We start from the raw sequence: 21,987 nt of genomic DNA on the forward strand, positions 1-21,987 counted from the left end.
TGCCGGGCCTGGGAACGGGCCGGGGACAGCACCTCGACCAGGCGCTCGAACGGCACCTCGGCGTGCGAGAGCGCCGCGATGTCGTCCTCGCGGACCGCGTCCAGCACGGCCTCGAAGCGAGCGCGCGGGTCGATCTCGCTGCGCAGCACCAGGGTGTTGACGAACATGCCGACCAGGCCGTCGAGCTCCTGCTCGCCACGGCCCGCGACCGGGGTGCCGATCGCGATGTCGGTGCTGTTCGACACCCGCGCCAGCAGCACCGCCAGCGCCGCGTGCACGGTGCTGAACAGGGTGGTGTCGTGCTTGCGCGCCAATTCGCCCAGCTGGCTGTGCAGATCGGAGTCGATGCTCAGGCGGTGGGTGCCGCCGCGCAGCGAGGCGATCGCCGGACGCGGCCGGTCCGCGGGCAGTTCCAGCTGTTCGGGCAGCCCGGCCAGGCGCTGCCGCCAGAACTCCAGCTGCCGGTGTGCCAGGGACTTCGGGTCGGAGTCGTCGCCGCGGCGCTCGGCCTGCCACAGCGTGTAGTCGGCGTACTGCACGGGCAGCGGGGCCCACGCGGGCGCCGCGCCCGCGCGGCGGGCCTGGTAGGCGGTCATGAAGTCGGTGGCCAGCGGGCCCAGCGAGAAGCCGTCCGCGCTGATGTGGTGAACCACCAGCACCAGCACATGATCGGTGTCCGACAGGCTGAACAGCGCCGCGCGCAGCGGGGTTTCGCTGGTCAGGTCGAAGGCGTGGCCGATGACCCCGGCCACCCGGCCGGGGACCTCGTCAGCGGTGACGCGGGCGGTGAGCAGCTCGGCGCCGGCCGTCGCCAGCACCTGCTGTTCGGGGCCGTCCGGGCCGTCGGGGTAGACGGTACGCAGGGTCTCGTGGCGCGAAACCACGTCCCGCAGTGCGGCATTCATGGCGTCGGCGTCCAGGACACCGGACACGCGCAGCACCAGCGGGATGTTGTCCGACGCCGCGCCGGGGCCCGTGCCGATCACATCGGCGTGGTAGCGGTTGAGGAACCACATGCGGCGCTGGGCATCCGACAGCGGCACCTGCTCGGGGCGAGGCCGCGCGGTCAACGGCAGGTGGGTTCCGGTGCCCGCCTTGGCCTCCGCGATGGCGGCCAGACCGGCGACCGTCGGGGCGTCGAACAGGTCGCGCACCGACAGCTCGGCGTCCAGGGCCGCGCCCACGCGGGCCACGGCGCGGGCCGCGAGCAGCGAACTGCCGCCGCGGGCGAAGAAGTCGTCGTGGGCGCCGACCCGCTCGACCCCGAGCAGATCCGCGAACACACCGGCCACGACCTCCTCGGCGACCGTCTCGGGCGCGCGGTAGACCGCGGTCTCGAAGACGGGAGCCGGCAGGGCGGTGCGATCGAGCTTGCCGGAGGCGTTGAGCGGGAAGGCATCCAGCACCACCAGCGCGGCCGGGACCATGTAGCCCGGCAGCGCGGCGGCCAGGGCGGCTTTGATCGCGTCGAGGTCGACCACGGCCTCCGGTTCCCGGACCACGTAGCCGGCCAGCTGGTCACCGGCGTGGGCGTCGGCGTGCACCACGACCACGGACTGGGCGACGCCCGGCTGCGCCAGCAGCGCGGCCTCGATCTCGCCCAGCTCGATGCGCAGACCGCGCAGCTTCACCTGGAAGTCGGTGCGGCCCAGGTAGTTCAGCTCGCCCTCGGCCGTCCAGGTGACCAGGTCACCCGTGCGGTACATGCGCTCGGAGGTGCCGAAGGGGTTGGCCACGAAGCGATCCGCGGACAGGTCCGCGCGACCCAGGTAACCCCGGGCCAGCTGATCGCCCGCCAGATAGAGCTCACCCGCGACACCCGGCGCGACCGGGTTCAGGCGGGCGTCCAGCACGTAGGTGCGGGTGTTCCAGACCGGCCGGCCGATCGGCACGAACGCCGTATCCGCGTCGCCCACCTCGTGATAGGTGACGTCGATCGCGGCCTCGGTCGGACCATACAGGTTGTGCAGGCGCGCGCCGGTCAGCTCACGCAGCCGCTGCGCGGTAGGCGCGGGAAGCGCCTCACCGGAGGCGAACACAGTGTTCAATCTGCCTCCGCTGCGCTCCGGCGGATTCGCGGCGCTGAAGGTCTCGATCTTCCCTCCCTCCGCTCCTCCGCTTCGCTCCCCCGCTCCACTCAGTCCAGAACGAGCGCTCCGCCTCCCCGCGCTTGCGCCGCGAACCAGCGAGGGTTCCGGGGCTCGGCGGGCGGATGATTCGAGTTCGGCGACGAAGACGGCCAGCATGGACGGCACGAAGTGGGCGACGGTGACGCCGGTGCGGACGATGGTGTCGACGAGGTACTTCGGATCGCGGTGGCCGTCGGGGGCGGCGACCACCAGCTTGGCGCCGACCTGCAAGGGCCAGAAGAACTCCCACACCGACACGTCGAAGGTGTAGGGGGTCTTCTGGAGGACGACGTCCGCGGCGGTGAGGCCGTACTCGGCCTGCATCCACACCAGGCGGTTCACGATGGCCGCGTGCGGCACGATCACACCCTTCGGGCGGCCGGTCGAACCCGAGGTGAAGATCACGTAGGCGGTGTTCGAATCACGGAGCGGCGCCAGGCGATCCGCGTCGGTGAGCGGGGCGCTGGAGTACTCGTCGAGGTCGAGGGCGTCCACGGCGAGGACCGGCAGGTCGCGGTCGGTGGTGAAACCGTCGCGCACGGTGGTGAGGACGGCCACCGGGGCGGCGGCGTCGAGCACGTGGTCGATACGCAGGCGCGGCTGGTCCGGGTCCACCGGCACGTACGCGCCGCCCGCGGCGAGCACCGCGTACATGGCCACGACCATGTGGTCCGAACGCCGCATGGCCAGGGCCACGCGGGATTCGGCGGTCACGCCGCAGTCGGCCAGCTTGCGGGCCAGGCGGTGCACCCGGCCGGCGAACTCGCCGTAGGACAGAGTCGTAGCCGGTTGGGAGGTATCGGCGTGCTCGAATTCGATGGCGGGGGCGTCGGGGCAGGTCAGCGCCCTGGACTCGAACAGGTCGACCAGGGTCGCGGAACCGCCGGCGGGCAGCAGCTCTCGCGTGTCCCGGGTGGTGTCGTTCCAGGACATGAGCACCCGGGAGCGCTCGTCGCCGATGAGCAGGTCGATCTCGCCGACCAGCCGGTCCGGCTCGTCGGTGACAGCCTCGAGCACCACGTCCAGCCGGCGTGCGAAGGCCGCCACGGTGGCCTCGTCGAAAATGTCGGTGGCATAGGTGAACTGGGCGTTCAGCGCGCCGGTCGCGGGGTCGTCACCGACCGACAGCTGCAGATCGAACTTGGCGGCGCCCGGATCCAGATCGAGGCGCGACACTGTCAGCCCGTCCAGCTCCAGCGTCGGCTGGGTGACATTGGCCAGGTCCAGGGCCACCTGGAACAGCGGGTGGCGGGCCTGCGAGCGCATCGGGGCGATCACCTCCACCAGCCGCTCGAAGGGCACGTCGGCGTGCGCGAAGGCCCGCAGATCGGCCTCGCGCACCCGGGTCAGCAGCTCTCGGAACGAGCGGTGCGGGGTCACCTCGGTGCGCAGCACCAGGGTGTTGACGAACATGCCGACCAGGTCGTCGAGCGCCTGCTCGCCGCGGCCCGCGACCGGCGACCCGATCGAGATGTCCGTGGTGCCGGACAGTTTCGCGAGCAGGGTGGCGAACGCCGCGTGCAGCACCATGAACACCGTGGCGTGATCGCGCTCGGCCAGCTCGCGCAGGCGGCGGTGCCGCTCGGCGGAGATGGTGAAGCGGTACTGTGCGCCGCGACGGGTGGCGACCGCCGGCCGGGGCCGGTCGCTGGGCAGCTCCAGAGTGTCGGGCTGACCGGACAATTCGGCGCGCCAGAAGCGAATCTGCTCCGCCAGCATCGATTCCGGATCGTCCTCGTCGCCCAGGACCGCGCGCTGCCACAGCGTGTAGTCGGCGTACTGCACCGGCAGCGGCGTCCACTGCGGCGCGGCGCCGGCGCGGCGAGCGGTGTAGGCCACCATGAGATCCCGGGTAAGCGGCGCGATGGACCAGCCGTCGGCGCTGATGTGGTGCACGGCGACCACCAGCACGTGGGTGTGCTCCGCCAGGCGCAGCAGGGTCAGCCGGGCGGGCGCCTGCTCGTCCACCGCGAAGGGCAGCACGGCCAGCTCGAGGATGCGGGCTTCCAGCTCGTCCGGGCCGACCTGCTCGGGCGCCAGGACGACGCCCGCCGCCTCGGCGGACAGCACCAGCTGCCGGCCGACACCGTCCACGGCCGGGTACACCGTGCGCAGCGTTTCGTGCCGGGACACCACATCGGTGACCGCCGCGGCCAGCGCGCCGACGTCCAGCGGGCCGTCCAGCCGGATGGCCGCGACCAGGTTGTCCGCGATCGAGCTGTTGTCGAAGCGGTTGAGGAACCACATGCGCTGCTGCGCGTAGGACAGCGGCACCACCTCGGGCCGCTCGCCCGCCACCAGCGGTGCGCGGGAACCGGATCCGGCCAGCTCGGCCACCCGCGCGGCCAGCTCGGCCACGCTGGATGCCTCGAAGACCAGCCGCACCGGGATCTGGGTGTCGAGGGCGGCGCCCAGGCGGGCGGTCACCTGGGTGGCGATCAGCGAATTGCCGCCCAGCTCGAAGAAGTCGTCGTCCGCGCCCACCGCGTGCGCGGCCGAATCGGCCTCGCCCGCATCGGCCGAGGCCGGCCGGGGACGCGGCGGCACGGTCTCCACGGCGGTCTCCACGACGGCCGGGGCCAGGCCCAGCACCTCGGCGAAGACATCCGCGACCAGCTGCTCGACCGGCGTAACGGGCGCGCGGAATTCGCGCTTGGGGAAGACCGGCGCGGGCAGCGCGCGGTAGTCCAGCTTGCCGTTGATGGTCATCGGCAGGGCGTCGAGCACCATGAAGGCGGCCGGAATCATGTACGCGGACAGGCGATTCGACAGTCCGGACTTCAGCTCGGCCAGGTCGAGGCCCTCGGATTCGGGCACCAGGTAGGCGACGATCTGGTCGCCGCGCACGGCGTCGCGGTGCACGATCACCGCGGCGCTGCGCACCAGCGGATGCGCCGCCACCGCGGACTCGATCTCGCCCAGCTCGATGCGGAAGCCGCGCACCTTGACCTGGGAGTCGTTGCGGCCCAGGTAATCCACGGCGCCGTCGGCGGTCCAGCGCACCAGGTCGCCGGTGCGGTACATGCGCTCACCGGGCGCCCACGGGCAGGCCACGAAGCGGTCGGCGGTGAGGGCGGCGCGGCCGCGGTAGCCGCGGGCCAGCTGCGGACCGGCCACGTACAGTTCGCCGATCATGCCCACCGGCACCGGACGCAGCCGGGCGTCGAGCACCCACTCGCGCACCCCGGCCAGCGGACGGCCGATGGTCACCGGACCGTTGGCGGGCAGGGGCGCACTGGCATTCACGACCACGGTGGTCTCGGTGGGCCCGTAGGCGTCGACCAGGGTGCGCCCGGCCTCGGCCCAGCGCCGCACCAGCTCCGCCGGGACGGCCTCGCCGCCCACCGCGATGTGGCGCAGACCCGGCACGTCGGCGGGATCGATGGTGCCGATCGCCGACGGCGTCATCAGGACGTGCGTCACCTGTTGCGCGCGAATCACTTCCGCCAGCTCCGGGCCCACGGTGGCCCCGGGCGGCGCGATCACCAGCGTGCCGGCCGACTCGACGGCCATCAGCAGTTCGGCGACCGAGATGTCGAAGTTCGGGGTGGAGCCCTGCAGCACCCGCGCCGACGGCGAACCGACATAGCGCTCGTACTGGGAGGCGGCCAGACCCGGCACGCCCGCGTGCGTGACCAGCACGCCCTTGGGCACGCCGGTCGACCCGGAGGTGTAGATGGTGTAGGCGACATTCCCGGCGCGCAGCGGGCGCACCCGGTCGGCGTCGGTGATCGGCTCGGCCGCGAATCCGGCCCAATCGGTACGGAATCCGGGCTCGTCGAGCACCAGCCACGACAGCACATCCGGCAGCGACTCGGCCACCGCGGCGGTGGTCACGCCGAGCGCCGCGCCCGAATCACGCACCATGTGCGCGATACGCTCGGCCGGGAACGCGGGATCCACCGGCAGCCAGGCCGCGCCGGTCTTCACGATCGCCCACACCGCGAGTACGGCTTCCAGCGAGCGGGGCAGGCCGACCGCCACCAGATCATCCGGGCCGATGCCGCGGTCGATCAGCAGGCGGGCCAGGCGGCTGGTGGTCGCGTCGAGTTCGCCGTAACTGAGCGTGGTTTCGCCGGCGGTCAGCGCCGGGCGGTCCGCGCCGACCGCGACGGCGCGCGCCATCATGTCCGGCAGCAGGCGGGTGGCCTGCACCATGCCGCCCGAACGGGTTGTCAGATCGGCGTATTCGGCGGGGTCCAGCAGCGGCAGCGCGTCCACGATGGTGGTGGGATCGCTGGTGACGGCCTCGAGCAGGCGCACGAACCGGTGCGCGAAGACCTCGATGGTGGCGGGGTCGAACAGATCCACCGCGAACTCGAACTCCGCGTGGATCCCCGCCGGTGCCGGACCTTCCCCGGGACCGGCACCGGCGAAGCTTTCGGTGACCGCGACCGACAGGTCGAACTTGGTCACCTCGGTGTCCAGGGTACCCGTCGTGGCAAGCAGCCCGGGCAGTTCGAGGTTGATGTCTCCGGTGGCGGTGAAGGACAGGGCCACCTGGAACAGCGGATGCCGTGATTGCGAGCGAGCCGGATTCAGTGCCTCGACAAGCTGTTCGAAGGGCACGTCGGCGTGCGCGAAGGCCGCGAGGTCGGTGTCGCGGACCCGGTGCGCGAATTCGCGGAAGCTCAGCGCGCCGTCGATCTCGGTGCGCAGCGGCAGCGTATTGACGAACATGCCGATCAGGTCGTCGAGTTCGCGCGCGCCACGGCCGCCCACCGGGGTGCCGATGACGATGTCCGATTCGCCGGAAAGGCGGGACAGCAGCACCGCCAGCGCGGCGTGCATGAGCATGAAGGTCGAAACACCCTCGGCCCGAGCCGTTTCCGAAATGCTCGCATGCAACTCGGCGGACAGCTCGACGGCCAGCTTGGCGCCGCGGCCGGTGGCGGCCACCGGGCGCGGGCGGTCGGAGGGGAGCTCCAGCAGGTCCGGGGCGCCCGCCAGGGCCTGCCGCCAGAAGTCCAGCTGACGCGACAGCAGCGAGTCCGGATCGCCGGCCGCGCCGAGGCGATCACGCTGCCACAGCGTGTAATCCGCGTACTGCACGGCCAGCGGCTGCCAGCCCGGGGCCTGCCCCTGGGACCGCGCCAGGTAGGCGGTGATCAGGTCGCGGGCCAGGACCGGGAGCGACAGGCCGTCAGCGGCGATGTGGTGCAGCACGATCGCGACGGCGTACTCGGGCACGTCCAGATCGGCGGCGTCCACCACTACCGGACCGCCCAGTCCGCAATCCGAGGCGACCGCACCGGTGACGGTGAACAGCCTTGCCCGGAACGGGATCTCGCTCTCCAGGTCGAAGCCATGCGCCGCGAACTCGCGCAACCGTGCGTCCAGTTCGTCAGCGTCGCACGCCTCCTGCGCCACCGGCTCCGCCGCCGCGGCGACGGTCAGCACCTGCTGGCACGCGAAACCCGAAGCCGTCGAAGGGAATACGGTGCGCAGCACCTCGTGCCGGTCCAGCACATCCATCAGCGCGGCCCGCATGGCCGCCTCGTCCGCCTCGCCGCGCAGGCGCACCACGAACGGCATGTTGTAGCCGGCGCTGCCGGTGTCGAAACGGTTCAGGAACCAGATGCGCTGCTGCGCCGGCGACAGCGGCAGCGCCTCCGGGCGCTCGCGGCGCACCAGCGCGACCGCGCTGCCCGCCGCCGCGTCCGCGTCCAGGAACTGGTCGTCGATGACTGCCGCCAGCTCGGAAACGCCGGTGGCGGAGAACATCTCGCGCACGGTGAGCCGGCAGCCCAGCTCGGCGTTCAGCCGCGCCGCCACCTGGGTGGCGATCAGGCTGTTGCCGCCCAGGGCGAAGAAATCGTCGGTCCGGCCGACCTCGGTCGCACCCAGCACCTCGCCGAAGACCCGCGCCACCGCCTGCTCGGTCACGGTGACCGGCGCCTCGTGCCGCACCGCCACCCGCACCGGCTCGGGTAGCGCGGCCCGATCCAGCTTGCCGGAGGCATTGACGGGCAGCGCATCCAGCACCACGAAGGCACTCGGCACCATGTAGGCCGGCAGCGCCCGCGCCGCGGCCGCCTTCAACCGGGTGGCATCCACCTCGGCGGCCGCGACCACGTAGGCCACCAGCTGATCGTCACGCACGATCACCACCGCGCGGGACACGCCCGCCACCCCCGCCAGCACCGACTCGATCTCACCGAGTTCGATGCGCAGACCGCGCACCTTCACCTGGAAATCGGTGCGGCCCAGGTACTCCAGCTCACCATTGTCGGTCCAGCTGACCAGGTCGCCGGTCCGGTACATGAGCTCGCCGGACCCGGCGGCGAAGGGATCGGCGACGAAGCGCTCGGACGTCAGGCCCGGACGCGCCACGTAGCCCCGGGCGAGCTGAACCCCCGACAGATACAGCTCACCCGGGGTCCCTACGGGGACCGGCCGCAGGCGTGCGTCGAGCACGTACAGCCGGGTATTGAACACCGGTGCGCCGATCGGCACGGAAACGGTGTCCGCGGCGGTCACCTCGTGGAAGGTGACATCGACCGCAGCTTCGGTAGGACCGTAGAGATTGTGCAGGGCGGCGCCGGTCAGCGCGCCCAGCCGCTGGGCGGTCCGAGCCGGCAGCGCCTCACCGGAGGCGAACACTGTGTTCAATTTGCCTCCGCTCCGCTCCGGCGGGGACTGCTCCAACTCGGATACATACGCTTCCAGCATCGAAGGCACGAAATGCGCGGTGGTGACGCCGTATTCGGCGATCACGGCCCGCAGGTAGGCGGGGTCGCGGTGGCCGTCGGGCTGCGCCAGCACCAGGGTGGCGCCGATCTGCAACGGCCAGAAGAACTCCCACACCGAAACGTCGAAGGTGGCGGGCGTCTTCTGCAACACCACGTCGGTGGCCGCGAGCCGGTAGGTCTGCTGCATCCACACCAGGCGGTTCACGATCGCCGCGTGGGTCACCGCCACACCCTTGGGGCGTCCGGTGGAACCCGAGGTGAAGATGACGTAGGCGGTGTTCGCGGCCCGCAGCGGCGCCGGGCGCTCCGCATCGGTCACCGGCGCGGCCGAGTAGCCGGCCAGCGCGTCGCCGCTCAGCTGGTCCAGATCCAGTGCGGTGACAGTGGTTTCGGGGCGATCGGCCGAGGTGGTCAGCACCAGGGCGGGCGCGGCCGTCTTCAGGATGTGCGCGGTGCGCTCGGCCGGATGATCCGGATCCAGCGGCACGTAGGCCGCACCGGCGGCCTGCACGGCGTACATGGCCACCACCAGCTCCGGCGACCGGCGCAGATGCAGCGCGACCAGCGACTCCGGGCCGACGCCCAGGGAGATCAGGTGGCGGGCAAGGCGATTCACACGCTCCGCCAGCGCGCCGTAGGTCAGGTCGCGGGCGGGCTCACCGGCGAAGACCACCGCTGGAGCCGCCGGCGTGCGGGCCGCCTGCGCTTCGAACATCGACACCAGCGTCGCGTCGGCATCCACCGGGTACGCGGTGTCGTTCCACAACCGCAGCACCACATCGCGTTCCAGCTCGGTGCAGATGTCCACACCCGCGAGGCGCTCCTCCGACCCCAGGCCGACCAGGTGCTCCAGGAAATTCAGGAAACGCCGGTGGTGACGGACGTTCTCCGCGCTGGTGTACAGGTTCGGGTTCACCTCGAGATCGAGGCGGATCCGGTCGCCGTCCCCGTAGATGAGGTTGAGGCTCATGTCCTCGATCGGGCTGGAGGACAACAGGTGCAGCCGCGCCTGGATATCCCCGAACTCCAGCTGGGGATGGAACAGCATGACATTGACCATCGGGCCGAACAGCGCGCGCGAGGCCGGGCTGCCCTGCTGCTCCGCATCACGGTGAATGTCCTCGTGGCGGTAGCGCTGATGGCGCAGCGCGCCCGAGATCTCCACCCGCGCCGAGGTGAGCAGCTCACCCCAGGTGGTCTCGTCGCGGACGGGAATCCGCAGCGGCACGATATTGGACAGCATGCCCGTCGAGCGCCGCATGACCGCGGTGGTGCGGGCCGTCACCGGCAGGCTCAGCACCGCCTCGTCCTTGCCGGTGAGCCGGGCCAGGTAGGCGGCGAAGGCCGCGATGATCACCCCGGGCAGACCGGAATCGTGCTGCTCACCGCACTTTTCGATGCGGCGCTGCAGCTCCTCGGGCAGGATCTGCCCGTAGCTCATATTGCCGGCCCGCGGCGGCGCGGAACGGCCCTTGAGCGTGGTGCCGCCCTCCAGGCCGGCGGTGCGCGCGGCCCAGTGCGCGCGGTCGGTCCGGAAGCGGCTGCTCTCGCGATAGGCCAGCTCGGACTCGACCAGCTCCTGCTGGGTCCCGACCTTCACCGTCTCCGGTTCCAGGCCGCGCTTCAGGGCGGTGTAGCGCCGAGCCGTCCACTGCATGGTGTTCATGGCGGCATAGCCGTCGCCCACGATGTGGTGGCCGACCACGAACCAGAACCAGCGCTGATCGGCGACCTGGATGAGGGCGGGCGCGAAGAGCCGCTCGGCGTCGCGGAGGACGTCCACCGGCTGGACGACCTGCGTGCGCATCCATTCGTGCGCGGCCGCGATGGGATCGGCTTCGGACCGCAGGTCCATGAGACGGGTGTTGTGACCGGCGGATTCGTCGATGTACTGGAACGGCTGACCGTCGATCTCGGTGAAGCGCAGCTGGGAGGAACGCCAGATGGGCACGCCGTCCTGGGACACCCGCAGCAGCAGGTCGACATCGAAATCGCCCTGGATATCGACGTACTGGGCCATGCTGCACGGCACGTCGGGGTTCAGCAGCTGGGCGTACCAGACGCCGATCTGCGCGGGTCCGAGGGGAAAGGGCGCTGAGACATCCGACGTCGGAATTTCACTCGGTCCGAGACCACTCGAGTCCGTACCCTGCACCAGAGCCTCCCTTGTCATGGCGAATTGCTATGTCGACCAACGGTTTCGGGCATCACGAAATAGACCTGGGTGCGCTCGGCTGACGAGGGCGCACCAGGCCGCGAAAAATCGCACCGCCCTGGGTGATTCGACGAATGCGCGGCGAAGTCCGCGCGTGATCCAACTAGTGCTCGAAGCGGCCGGGCCTGCTGGCTCTCCGGCCGGGACGCGATTGCCTCCGGGTCATCGCGTCCGGGATGTCCTGCTGCCGATCTCCTCCAACTGTCACCTGCATCACAGGGATGCCGTTCATGCATGTGGACACTAGGCGTTTACACAATAAAAAGGAACTTTTTCCCGAAAAAAAGTTGGACGAGCGTCTAGTTGACCGGCAGCAGCACGCGAAGATCGCGATGAATGTGGGTACGACCACATGACAAGCCAAACGTGTGACCGACCACACTTTCGGATGTGGAGACTATGAGTCGAAACGTTGCAACTGCGTTGCATCTGCGCCCATGCGCCGATCCAGCACGCGAATCTTGGCCTCGATCTGCGCATACAGCGGAGACTCACGATCGACGGTGGCCCGATAGGCGGCCCACGCGGCCGCATCATCACGACCCTCGGCACCGGATGTCCACCGACTCAAGACCGAAGTGTCGCCGGAACGTAATACGGCGGTGCGCAGGCGCACTCGCAATTCATCGCGAATGTCTATAACTCCCGGCGCGGTGGAACGCGGCAGAACCGGACCCGCGTACAAACGCACGGCCGAATCCACATCCCCGGAGTCCAGTGCGGCGCGCAGCGCCTCCACATCCGTGGCGATCGGCACCCGCAGCCGGTACGGGCGCGAGCCGAACACATTCGACCCGACCACCGAACGCAGCCGCGACATGGCCGCGCGAATCGTAGCGTTGTCCAGATCGGCGTCGTCGAGCAGCAGCGCCAGGTGATCGGCCGACAGGCCCTCGGTGTGCTCGGCCAGCAGCAGCAGGATCTCGGCGTGCCGCTGCGACAACGGGACTCGCTCCCCCGCCACCGTCAACTGCGGTTGCCCCAGCCCGAGTACCTCCAGGCCCAGCCGCTCCGGTGCCGGCGCACCGGCATTCGCGCGCCGATCCTGGCCCGAACGGACCGCGGCCAGCAGCAGGTCCATCTCCGCGGCCGTGGCCGCCGCCTTCACCAGCGCCAGGATCTCCGGGCGCGCCACCCGCACCCCGCCGGCGATCATCAGCACGCCCACCAGACGGCCGTCAGGATCGTGCACCGGCGCAGCCGCTCCGGTGATCTGGTGCATGCGATGCAGGAAATGCTCCGGCCCGTGAATCCAGGCCGCGCGGCCGGTGCGCACCACCAGGCCCACCGCATTGGTGCCGACCCGGCGCTCGCTCAGGTCATTGCCCTCACGCAGGCCCGCCTCCGCGGCCGCCTGCACCCGATCGGCATTGCCGTGCACCGAGAGCACGCGGCCGAACTGGTCGGCCACCACCACGATCAGTCCCGTACTGGTGGCGTCACGCAGCAACAGCTTGTCCACCAGGGGCATCACCGCGGCGATCGGATGGGCGTCACGGTAACGCTCCAGGTCGGCGCCGCGCAGGCCACGACCGTCTCCGTCGTCCATCGGATCGACGCCGCCGCGCAGACTGCGCAGCCATGACTCGAGCACCATCGGCCGCAGCAGGCCGGGCAACTGCCCCAGTTGATCCCCGCCCACACTGAGGTATCCGTGTGCCTGGGCGGCATAAGTTTCGAGCGCCCCGAGTTGACTGCCCGGTTCGACGCCGTGGTTGGGTTGCCCACCACCTGCGAGATTGCTGACCATTTGCCTTTCTTTCCGCCCCAAAGAGTACCGGCGCACCCAAGACCCCAAGGCGGAAGCCGGACGTTTGTCCGACAGGTCACACGCCAACAGCCCGCCCGCAAAATGTGAGCTGTGTCTATTTGCCTTCGCTACGCTCCGGCTCTTCGCGGCCCTGCAAGCTCGATTCTTCCCTCCTTCGCTCCCCCGCTTCGCTCCCCCGCTTCGCTCCCCCGCTCCAAGCGCGGGGAGGCGGAGCGCGGTCCAGAATCGAGCCGGGCCGCGAACTCCCAGCGTTTGCTAGTTTCGAGCGCGTCCGTGGCAATGGCGAATCAGACTGCAGCGCTCTGCCTTTCGCCCCTGTCCCGTTCACCGAATGCGCTGCCGTGACATTGCAGGCTGTGTCAGGGTGGGTCCGTGGAGGACATCGACCTGACCGACCTCGGCCGCTTCGCGCACGGCTTCCCGCACGCGGTCTTCGATCACCTCCGCGCCGAACAACCGGTGTGGTGGCATCCGCCCACCGCGCACACCCCCGCCGGCGAAGGATTCTGGGTGATCAGCCGGTACGCGGACATCGTTGCCGTAGCCGGGGATTCGGCCACGTACTCCTCCGAGAGCGGCGGCGGGCGCGCCGGCGGCGGAACGCTCATCGAGGATCTGCCGGTGGACTGGGCGGTCGGGGTGCTGCTCAACATGATGGACGACCCCCGGCACGCGGGCGTGCGGAAGCTGCTCATGCCCAGCGTCGCACCGCGCACGCTCAGACTCATCGAGGACGATCTGCGGCACCGGGCCGCCGCCATCGTGGACGCGGCACTCGCCGAGGGCGACTGCGACTTTCTGCTCGATCTCGCCGCCGAACTACCGCTGCAGGCCGTCGCCCAACTGCTCGGGGTACCGCAGGAGGATCGCCACCAGCTGTTCGGCTGGGCGAACGTGGCCCTGGACTACGACGATCGAGACCTCGGCGAGGCCACCGCCCGCAGCCAGCGGGCCGTCGCCGAAACCCGGGCCTACGGCACCGGACTCCTCGCCGCCAAGACCGCCGCGCCCGCCGACGATCTGATGTCACTCGCCGCGCACGCCACCATCGACGGGCAGCCGCTCACCGATATGGAGAAGGCCATGCTGTTCAGCCTGCTCATCGCGGCCGGCAGCGAAACCACCCGCAACTCCATCGCGGTCGGCATGCTCGCGCTCATCGAACGGCCCGAGATCTGGCGGACGCTGCAGGACGATCGCACCCAATTGGACGGCGCCGTCGAGGAAATGCTGCGGTGGGCCTCCTCCACCTCGTACAACCGCCGCACCGCCACCCGCGACACCGCGCTCGGCGAGCAGCGAATCCGGGCCGGGGACAAGGTCACCCTGTGGTGGGCCTCCGCCAACCGCGACGCGAACGTCTTCCCGGAACCACACCGCTTCGACATCACCCGCAGGCCCAACCCGCACCTCGCCTTCGGGCGCGGCGGCCACTTCTGCCTGGGATCCAACCTGGCCCGCATGGAGATGCGGGTCATCTTCGACGCTCTCCTCGACCGCGTCGGCACCGCCGAACTCACCGCCCCCGTCGAATACACCCGCAGCAACAAGCACACCGGCGTGCGGCACATGCCGGTCCGCCTGACACCCCGCTGAGCGGGTTCAGCTCGTCGGCAGGGTCGGCTTCAGCGCCGCCGCGCTGCGGATACGGGCCGCGCCCCACCACAGACCCGTCCCGTAGGCGACATCGTCCAGCCGCCGGCACAGCACATACCGGACCGGGTCCAGGCTGCCCGGCTCCCGATGGGTGAACCAATCCGCCAGGCCCTCGGCCATCGCCAGGGTGAACGCGATATGGCGGACCCGGCGCGAGCACAGCATGCCCAGCAGCGTGATCGGCCAGTAGTGCCGGCACATGGCCGTCGCCAGCCGCCACACGCCGCCGGTGAAACCGCGCGTCATGTAAATGGCCGCCACCCGGGTCGGATTATCCAGCCCGGCGAAGACCCGGCGCAGCCGGATCATGGTCGCGCTCAAGGTCAGCAGACCGCCGAACACGCCCCAGCGCGACATCGTGCCCAGCGCCACCGCCGCCACCGCGGTCCAGATCGGCATGGACAGCGGCGCGGCCAGACCGGGATGCCGCTGCGCCAGCGGGGCCACCCCTGTCCCGTGGGTGACCTTGTGAGCGAACCACTTTCGCAGCGACACCGGATTGCTGTGCGCGACCCGGGCGGCCGGCTCGTAGCGCAACCGCCAGCCCGCGCGATCCAAGCGCCAGCACAGGTCGACATCGCCGCCCGCCGCCATGGTCTCGTCGAACCCGCCCTCACCGAGCAACGCCAGCCGGCGCACCAGCACCGCCGAACTCGGCACGTACGGCACCGGGCCGTGCGCGTGCACCGCCGACTCGCGGCGGCCGCGATGCACCGAACCGCGGGTGTGCTCGTAGCGGGCCAGCAGCGTCGACTCAGGGTCCATGGCCAGGATGCGCGGAGCCACCAGCGCCACCTTCGGATCGCTGAAATGCCCGAGCATGACCTCCAGCCAGCCGGTCCGGGGCACCACCTCCGGATCCAGGAAGGCCACGAATTCGGTTGACGCGGCCCGCAATCCGAAATTGCGGGCGGCCGCCGCCCCGTGCCGGCGATCGCGCCGCAGCACCGTGATCCGGCAGCGGCTGCGGGCGTCCGGAATCCGCACCGGTTGATCCGAACCGTCGTCCACCACGATCACCGTGTGGCCGCGCAGCGCCGACAGCAACCGCGACAGCTCGGGAGTGTTGTTGTGCACCGGCACGATCACGGTGACGTCCTCCAGCGCCGGCAACAGGCGCGGGCGCGGATTCGCGACGCCGGAATCGAGAAGACGTCTGGCAACCCGAGCCGACGCGGGGTCGGTCACCTCGAGGTACCCGTCACCGATCAAGGCCGCAGCTTCCGGAGCTAGCCGTAGCAACCTCGTCGGCGTGCCGCCAACCAGGAGCCGTCCACCGGAATAAGTGCGCACCCTGGGATCGATTCGCACCCCGAAACCATCGGGAAGGCGATCATGGCGCATTCCCGAATGCTAAGTCAGCCAACCAGTAGCAATGATGATTGGCGCGCCGCTCGCTATCCGGAACGTCCGATAACCGCGCTCATCCGCCCGCACCGCGACCGGCAACGCATCCGGCGCTCTACACTGCGGGAGGAAAATCGGCAGTTGAACAGGTAGGGGACGGAAATCCGTGCCCGTGGTGGTCGAGGCGGTATGGGAGTCGGGCGCATGCAGACAGGCGGGGGCGGTAACACCCTCTCGGAATCCGAGATCGTCGAGGCCGCCCTGCGGGTGGTCCGGCAGGACGGAGTGGAGAAGCTGTCCATGCGACGGCTCTCCCGCGAACTCGGAGTTTCGCCGATGGCCCCGTATTACTACGTCGCCGACAAGCGCGAGCTACTCGATCTGGTCGCCACCGCGGCGCTGACCGGGGTGCGCAAGCCGCCACCCGAATTCGGTACGTGGCAAATGCGATTGCGGGATCTGATCGACCAGATCGACGAGAAATTGCGCAAGCATCCCGGTCTGGGCGACGTCCTGATCGAGCAGATGCTCGGCAAACAACTCGATCTGATCGCGGCCATCATGGAAATCCTCTTCGACGCCGGATTCGACGAGCGCAATGTGCTCTCCGCCTACGCCACCATCCACACCTATCTGTTCGGGCGGTCCAAGGTGAACCCGCGCGACCGCGCGAACCTGCAGGACCGGGTGCTGCCCGAGGCGGTGGAGCGGGCCACCAAGCACCTGGCGGATCTGCGCGGCCGGTACTCCTACGACTTCTCGATGGACGTCCTGATCGCGGGGCTGGAAGCTCAGCTTGTCCGGCAGCGGGACAGCCACGTATAGTCAAACTAGAACACGTTCTAGTTTCGGTAGACTGCACCGGCTGACCATCTCCGCCGGGTTCGAGAGGACACTATGACCACCGTCGACGTACCGCACAGCTCGCGATCGGCCGTGCTGCGGGTCTCCGCGGTCATCAACGAGACGGCCGACTCCTGCTCGCTGGTATTCGACGTGCCCGAGGACCTGCGTGAGCGCTTCACCTACCAGCCGGGCCAGTTCCTGACCCTGCGCATCCCCAGCGACCTCACCGGGTCCGTCGCCCGCTGCTACTCGCTGGCCAGCTCGCCGCACACCGACGACAAGCCCAAGGTGACCATCAAGCGCACCGTCGACGGCTACGCGTCGAACTGGGTGTGCGACAACGTGAAAGCCGGCGACACCGTCGAGGTGCTGCCGCCGTCGGGCGTCTTCACACCCAAGAACCTCGACGAGGACCTGCTGCTGTTCGCGGCCGGCAGCGGCATCACCCCGGTGATGTCGATCCTCAAGTCGGCGCTGTCCCGCGGCAGCGGCCGCATCGTGGTCGTCTACGCCAACCGCGACCACGACTCGGTCATCTTCGCCCGGGAACTGCGCGAACTGGCCGACAAGCACCCGCAGCGACTTGTCGTCATCCACTGGCTCGAGCATCTGCAGGGCCTGCCCACTGCGGACGCCTTCGCCACCCTGGTCGCCCCCTACGCGTCCCACGAGGCGTTCATGTGCGGCCCCAAGCCGTTCATGGACCGCGTCCACGACGCCCTCGGCCAGCTCGGCATGCCCCGCAACCGCACCCACGCCGAGGTCTTCAACTCGCTCTCCGGCGACCCCTTCGCGGAGGTCGCCCCCACCGAGATCACCGCGGAGGAAGCCGCCGACGCCGCCAGCGTCGAGGTCGAACTCGACGGCGAAACCCACGAAATGACCTGGCCCCGCAGCCAAACTCTGGTCGACATCATGCTTTCCAAGGGCCTCGACGTCCCCTACTCCTGCCTCGAAGGCGAATGCGGCTCCTGCGCCTGCACCGTCCTCGAAGGCGAAGTCGAAATGGAAAACGCCGAAATCCTCGACCCCGAGGACATCGCCAACGGCTACATCCTCGGCTGCCAGGCCCGCCCCGTCACCGACCACCTCAAGATCCAGTTCTGAGAGAGATCTCGTAACCGATCCGGCCGCCGCATGGTTCACGCGGCGGCCGATCGCATTGGGGTTGCGCCGACCGGCGTTCGGACCGGACAACCAGCCGCCGGCACCGAACCGGCATTACCGGAACCGGTCAGCATGACAAGGTGTCCCTGCCGCATCGTCCAGGAACCCAGAACCATGTCCGCACACCACACCGACTGCCGTTCGAGTTCCTTCGGCGCAGGGAACATCGAGGGCACGACGTGCGCCCGTGCAATTCCCACATTCCCTGCAGGGCGGTATCCGCGCTCCGCTGCCCGAAGCCGCGAATACGTCGGCCGGTTCCCCTCCGAATACCCGGCGAGCCGTATCGCGTCCTGAAGGTTGCCTTCCACCTGGGTAATTCAGGTAAAGCCGTCCCTGGTATGACCTTCGGCGTCGATGATCGCGCGCAACCACTCCCGACGCTGAACCGGATTCAGCACCGCGATCCATCCTTCGAGATCGGCCGCACCGCTATCGAGATTCGCTCGCATCAACAGCCCGGTCACATAGGCACGCCGCAATCGGAACGCATGCTCGGGCCCCTGCCTGTTCCCGCCGCGATCACGGACGCCTTCGCCGAATTCCATTCCGGCCGGTAGCTCTCGGATCCGAGCGGGCTTGGCTCGATAAATGCACCCGTCCCATCGGCGGGTGGCTGGATCGCGACGCAGATTGCCATCCCCCATCAGCCGGCCGGGGATGGCCGCCTCGTTACCGCTGATGTCGATTGTCTCGCCGGTACGCGCCGGAGCCGAGGTGCGAAGGCGATGTCGGTGGCCCAGATCCCGCGTCCGGATGAACTGGGTGCGCTCAAAAGTCGTCACCCCTTGTTTCCGCACACTGTGCATGCGGCCGCGGTGGGTTGAGATCCCGCGGGGCGTACCCGATCGGCCACATTCCGGGCAGGCCGTCAAGAGTTCGGGGCTCCGTTCGACCCGCGTATCGGAGATCCAGAGCTGATCGGGTGTCGAACGAACTCGCCAGTGCGTATTGCCGATACACCAGACCTCCGCGTCATCGAAGTATCGGATGGCTTTGATGTGCGTCCACTCGCTGCGGCCGGACCAAGGGTTGAAGCCGAGTGTTTCTTCATCGTCGCCGAACTCGTCGTACGACAGCCATCCACGGCGAGTAAAGGTGGTGTCACCCCGGCAGCCGGCATGTAGTCATGGTTCACGACTTCGCTTGGCTGCCAGCAGGTTTCGGTCTAGATGGGTCCGGTGTCCGGCGAGTCCCGATGGGACCCGCCGGACACCGGGAATCGATCGTTGAAGACCGAGAGTCCGTCAGTACGCCGAGAAGACGTTGTCGATGGAGCCGTAACGGTGGGCCGCGTAATTGCAGGCGGCCGAGATGTTGGCGACCGGGTCGTAGATGTCCCACGAGGTACCGTCGACGTGGTACGCCTGGAAGGTGGGGTCGATGACCTGGAGCAGGCCCTTGGACGGGATGCCCTTGGCGGCATTCGAGTCGTAGAGGTTGATGGCCCGGGGATTGCCACCCGACTCGCGCTGAATATTGCGGAAAATGCCGTCGTAGCTGCCGGGGATGCCGTGCTGGCCCATGACGAAGAGGGCGTTCTGGATCCACCCGTTCAGGTCGTTGGAGAAGGCCGGCGGGAGGACCTGATTGAAGGGGGCCGGGAGGCCCTGGACAGCGGCGCGGACCTGGTCCTGCGCAGGGGCGGGGAGGCCGTTGTTGAGCTGGACGGCCTGCTGCTGGACCTGCTGGGCGGTGGCCTGGAATTCCGGCGGCACTCCGTTGACATCGGCGGAGGCCGGGCCGGCGGCGATCACGGCCGAGACAGCGAGGGCCGCGGCGGCGGCACCGGTGATGGTTTTGACGGGCTGGGAGAAAATGCTGCGTTTGCTCATGGCGATAACAGGCGCAGTGCTGACCACGACGGGTACCCGGAGGGACCCATCGATGCGCTGCATGGGTTGTGATGTGCAAGTGGCAGAACGAGATCCGGGAGACTTCCCAGCTATCACCGTTCATTGACGCTCTCGCCGAAGGCGGCGGTCTCCGCGTGCGGGTCACCAGATCGTTTCGAGCTGGTATCGGCCATCGCCGACTGATCACAGACTGATCTCGCCAAATGAACGTAAACACAACACAAGGTGAACAATTAGTGCGAAAAACTCGAGTGGTTGGTCACAGCAACCCAGCAGCGTAGCCGTTTCACCCTTCGAATCAGCACCGGGTTCGGCGCCGATCAGCGCTGGGCGCGATATTTCGCCCGCTGTTCGCCGGTGAGCTGCTCCGTCGCGTAACTCAACGCGGTGCGGCCCATATCGGCCGCGTGCACATCCAGAAACCCGGTCAGAATCGCGGGATCCACCCGCTTGCCGATCTCCCGCAGCATCCAGCCCACCGCCTTCTGGATCAAATCACGGCGATCCGACAGCAGGCGCTCACAGAGCGCGAGCGTGGTCGCGGTATCGCCCCGCTTGATGAACGCGAACGTGGTCAGCAGGGCCACCCGCCGCTCCCACAGCGAATCCCCCGCCGCGAATTGGTCGAGCAGCTCCCGCGGCCGCTCGAACAGCCACGGGCCGAGAACGAACTCCGCCGAGGCATCCACCAGATCCCAGTTGTTCACCCGGCCGCGGCGCACCGCCGCCACATACAGCTCGACGATCTCCCGCTGCCGCGCCGCATCGGCCCCGCGTTTGCTTGTCGCCCGGGCCATTTCACCGTTCAGGATCACCAGCCCGGCCAGCCGGTGCTCGTGCACCGGACTGTCCAGCAGCACATCGATCTCCGAAAGCGGCAGGCCGGCAAAGCGTTTCACCACCTTCCGGGTCTGCGGGACCCGGACTCCGATGAACACATCCCCTTCCCCGTACTCCCCCGGCCCGGTCTTGAAGAACCGCTGCAACTGCACCGCGTCGGCCGGATCGGCGAGTTCCGCCAGATCCGCCTGCACCGCAGCCGCGGTCAGGTCCCGCGCCGGCACGCCGGTTCCGCTCATCGCGCCTCCCGCGTCCGTGAGCCGGAGAGTCCTCCGATCGAATCCTGAATCTCCCTCAAGCGGTTTCAGCCGCGGCCTGTAACAGCACCTCGCCGAACTTGCGCATGTGATCCGCTCCGCCGTACCAGGCGGCCACCAATTCCACCGCCGCCGTGCGGGTGCGGCGCGCCGTCTCCGCCAATTCGGCGGCCGTCATCTCACCGGACTCGACGGCCGCGGCCGCCACCTCCAGATCGTGGCTGGCGACCAGCAGCCGCATGATGTGGTGCAGATCGATGGTGGCGTCGGAGGTGCGGAACTCGGCGCCGGCCTTGGTCTCGCCCTCGGCCTTGGCCTGGGCCCCGACGGGAACCGGGTCGGGCTGCGCCACAGTGGGTTCCGGAGCCGCGCGACGCCGGGATGGGGCGCTCGCCGGCCGCTCGGACACCCGCGCCGCGTCCTGGACGCTGTCCCGCAACGACGCCGCGACGGCCTCCATGCTCTCCAGCCGGGCCGGAGCCTCCAACCGGGCGGGACTCTCCACACGGGCGGGCGGCTCGGGATCCGGCGCGTGCCGGCGACCGGTGGGAGCCTCGACGTCGACGGCCGCGCCGGCCGCACTCGCCGCGAGCACATCCTCGTGCACGCCGGAATGGGCGTACGCCGAGCCGTTGACGGCGGGCCGCACCGCGATCGTCTCGTTGTCCACCATGGGCGCCGCCGCGTACATCTCGGCGTCCAGGGCGGCATTGCTGAACGACGCGCTCTCCGGCACGGAGCGGGCATAGGGCGACCCGTTCGTCACAGAGTGCCCCGCGTAGGACTCGCCGTTGCGGCCCGCGTAGGACTCGCCGTTGCGCCCACCGAACGGCTCGCCATTGGTGTCGGGCATCGCGAACACTTCGCTGTCGGTGGTGATCCGAGCCGAGAACGGCTCACCCTCGGCGGCGAGCCGCGCGGCCACCGCCTCCGGGTCCGCGGTGCGCTGCGGCAGATCGGGAGCGATCCGGCGCGGCAGGGCATCGGGTTCCGGTGTGGCGCGCAGGGTTACGGGCGCGGTGGACCACTGCACGGCCTGGCCGCCGGTGTCGATGCCGGTCAGCACCGGGTTCGGCGACGTGCCCGGTGAGGGGGTGTCCGGGTGGGTGAGTCGGTAGCCCGGCTGGCGCGCGGGGCGCGAATCCCCCGAGCCGGTGGTGAAATCGGCATCCATGGCCGACATTCTTACCGGCCGGCGGGAGCGGGTGCGA

General features: G+C 69.4%; 10 protein-coding genes (1 of these 10 only partly in view). 3 read left to right on the top strand and 7 right to left on the bottom strand.

Translation table 11 applies throughout. The annotated features are described in order from the left end of the window. Window positions 1-10,994, bottom strand: the 5' portion of a protein-coding gene (locus tag ON33_RS26165; protein ID WP_083869312.1) for a non-ribosomal peptide synthetase. The gene continues 7,126 nt to the left of window position 1, outside the view; only the first 10,994 of its 18,120 coding nucleotides appear in the window; it begins with the start codon at window positions 10,992-10,994; the stop codon falls past the left edge of the window. A 439-nt stretch (window positions 10,995-11,433) separates the two neighbouring features. Then, on the bottom strand, window positions 11,434-12,786 hold the full coding sequence (locus tag ON33_RS26170) for a GAF domain-containing protein (RefSeq protein ID WP_040861748.1): 1,353 nt from the start codon (window positions 12,784-12,786) through the stop codon (window positions 11,434-11,436). A gap of 375 nt (window positions 12,787-13,161) precedes the next feature. Between ON33_RS26170 and ON33_RS26175 the strand changes: the two genes are divergently transcribed. Further along, window positions 13,162-14,403 carry a cytochrome P450 gene (locus ON33_RS26175; protein ID WP_040861749.1) on the top strand — a complete coding sequence of 414 codons (1,242 nt, stop codon included), beginning with the start codon at window positions 13,162-13,164 and terminating at the stop codon, window positions 14,401-14,403. A 6-nt stretch (window positions 14,404-14,409) separates the two neighbouring features. On the opposite strand, the gene mftF is transcribed toward ON33_RS26175, so the two are convergent. Further along, complete coding sequence (mftF, locus tag ON33_RS26180) at window positions 14,410-15,807, bottom strand: mycofactocin biosynthesis glycosyltransferase MftF (RefSeq protein WP_040861750.1); 1,398 nt, start codon at window positions 15,805-15,807, stop codon at window positions 14,410-14,412. A gap of 207 nt (window positions 15,808-16,014) precedes the next feature. Between mftF and mftR2 the strand changes: the two genes are divergently transcribed. Together mftR2 and ON33_RS26190 are read left to right on the top strand one after the other, a co-directional pair. After that, complete coding sequence (gene mftR2, locus ON33_RS26185; RefSeq protein WP_051152816.1) at window positions 16,015-16,635, top strand: mycofactocin system transcriptional regulator MftR2; 621 nt, start codon at window positions 16,015-16,017, stop codon at window positions 16,633-16,635. Window positions 16,636-16,707: 72 nt separating this feature from the next. Further along, complete coding sequence (locus ON33_RS26190) at window positions 16,708-17,763, top strand: ferredoxin--NADP reductase (RefSeq protein WP_040861751.1); 1,056 nt, start codon at window positions 16,708-16,710, stop codon at window positions 17,761-17,763. Window positions 17,764-18,143: 380 nt separating this feature from the next. On the opposite strand, the gene ON33_RS41660 is transcribed toward ON33_RS26190, so the two are convergent. From ON33_RS41660 to ON33_RS26210, 4 genes are all read right to left on the bottom strand, one after another. After that, window positions 18,144-18,608: a hypothetical protein gene (locus ON33_RS41660; protein ID WP_157184738.1), complete on the bottom strand. Its 465-nt coding sequence runs from the start codon at window positions 18,606-18,608 to the stop codon at window positions 18,144-18,146. A gap of 462 nt (window positions 18,609-19,070) precedes the next feature. Further along, a complete protein-coding gene (locus ON33_RS26200; protein WP_245550712.1) occupies window positions 19,071-19,685 on the bottom strand; it encodes a transglycosylase SLT domain-containing protein in 615 nt (204 codons plus the stop codon). Window positions 19,686-19,999: 314 nt separating this feature from the next. After that, on the bottom strand, window positions 20,000-20,758 hold the full coding sequence (locus ON33_RS26205) for a DNA alkylation repair protein (RefSeq protein WP_040861754.1): 759 nt from the start codon (window positions 20,756-20,758) through the stop codon (window positions 20,000-20,002). Window positions 20,759-20,813: 55 nt separating this feature from the next. Next, entirely contained in the window at window positions 20,814-21,950 is a 1,137-nt protein-coding gene (locus tag ON33_RS26210) for a hypothetical protein (RefSeq protein WP_157184739.1), read from the bottom strand. Between the last annotated feature and the right edge of the window lie 37 nt (window positions 21,951-21,987).

The organism is Nocardia niigatensis NBRC 100131, assembly GCF_000308655.1.
In the GTDB taxonomy this organism is placed as follows: Bacteria; Actinomycetota; Actinomycetes; order Mycobacteriales; family Mycobacteriaceae; genus Nocardia; species Nocardia niigatensis.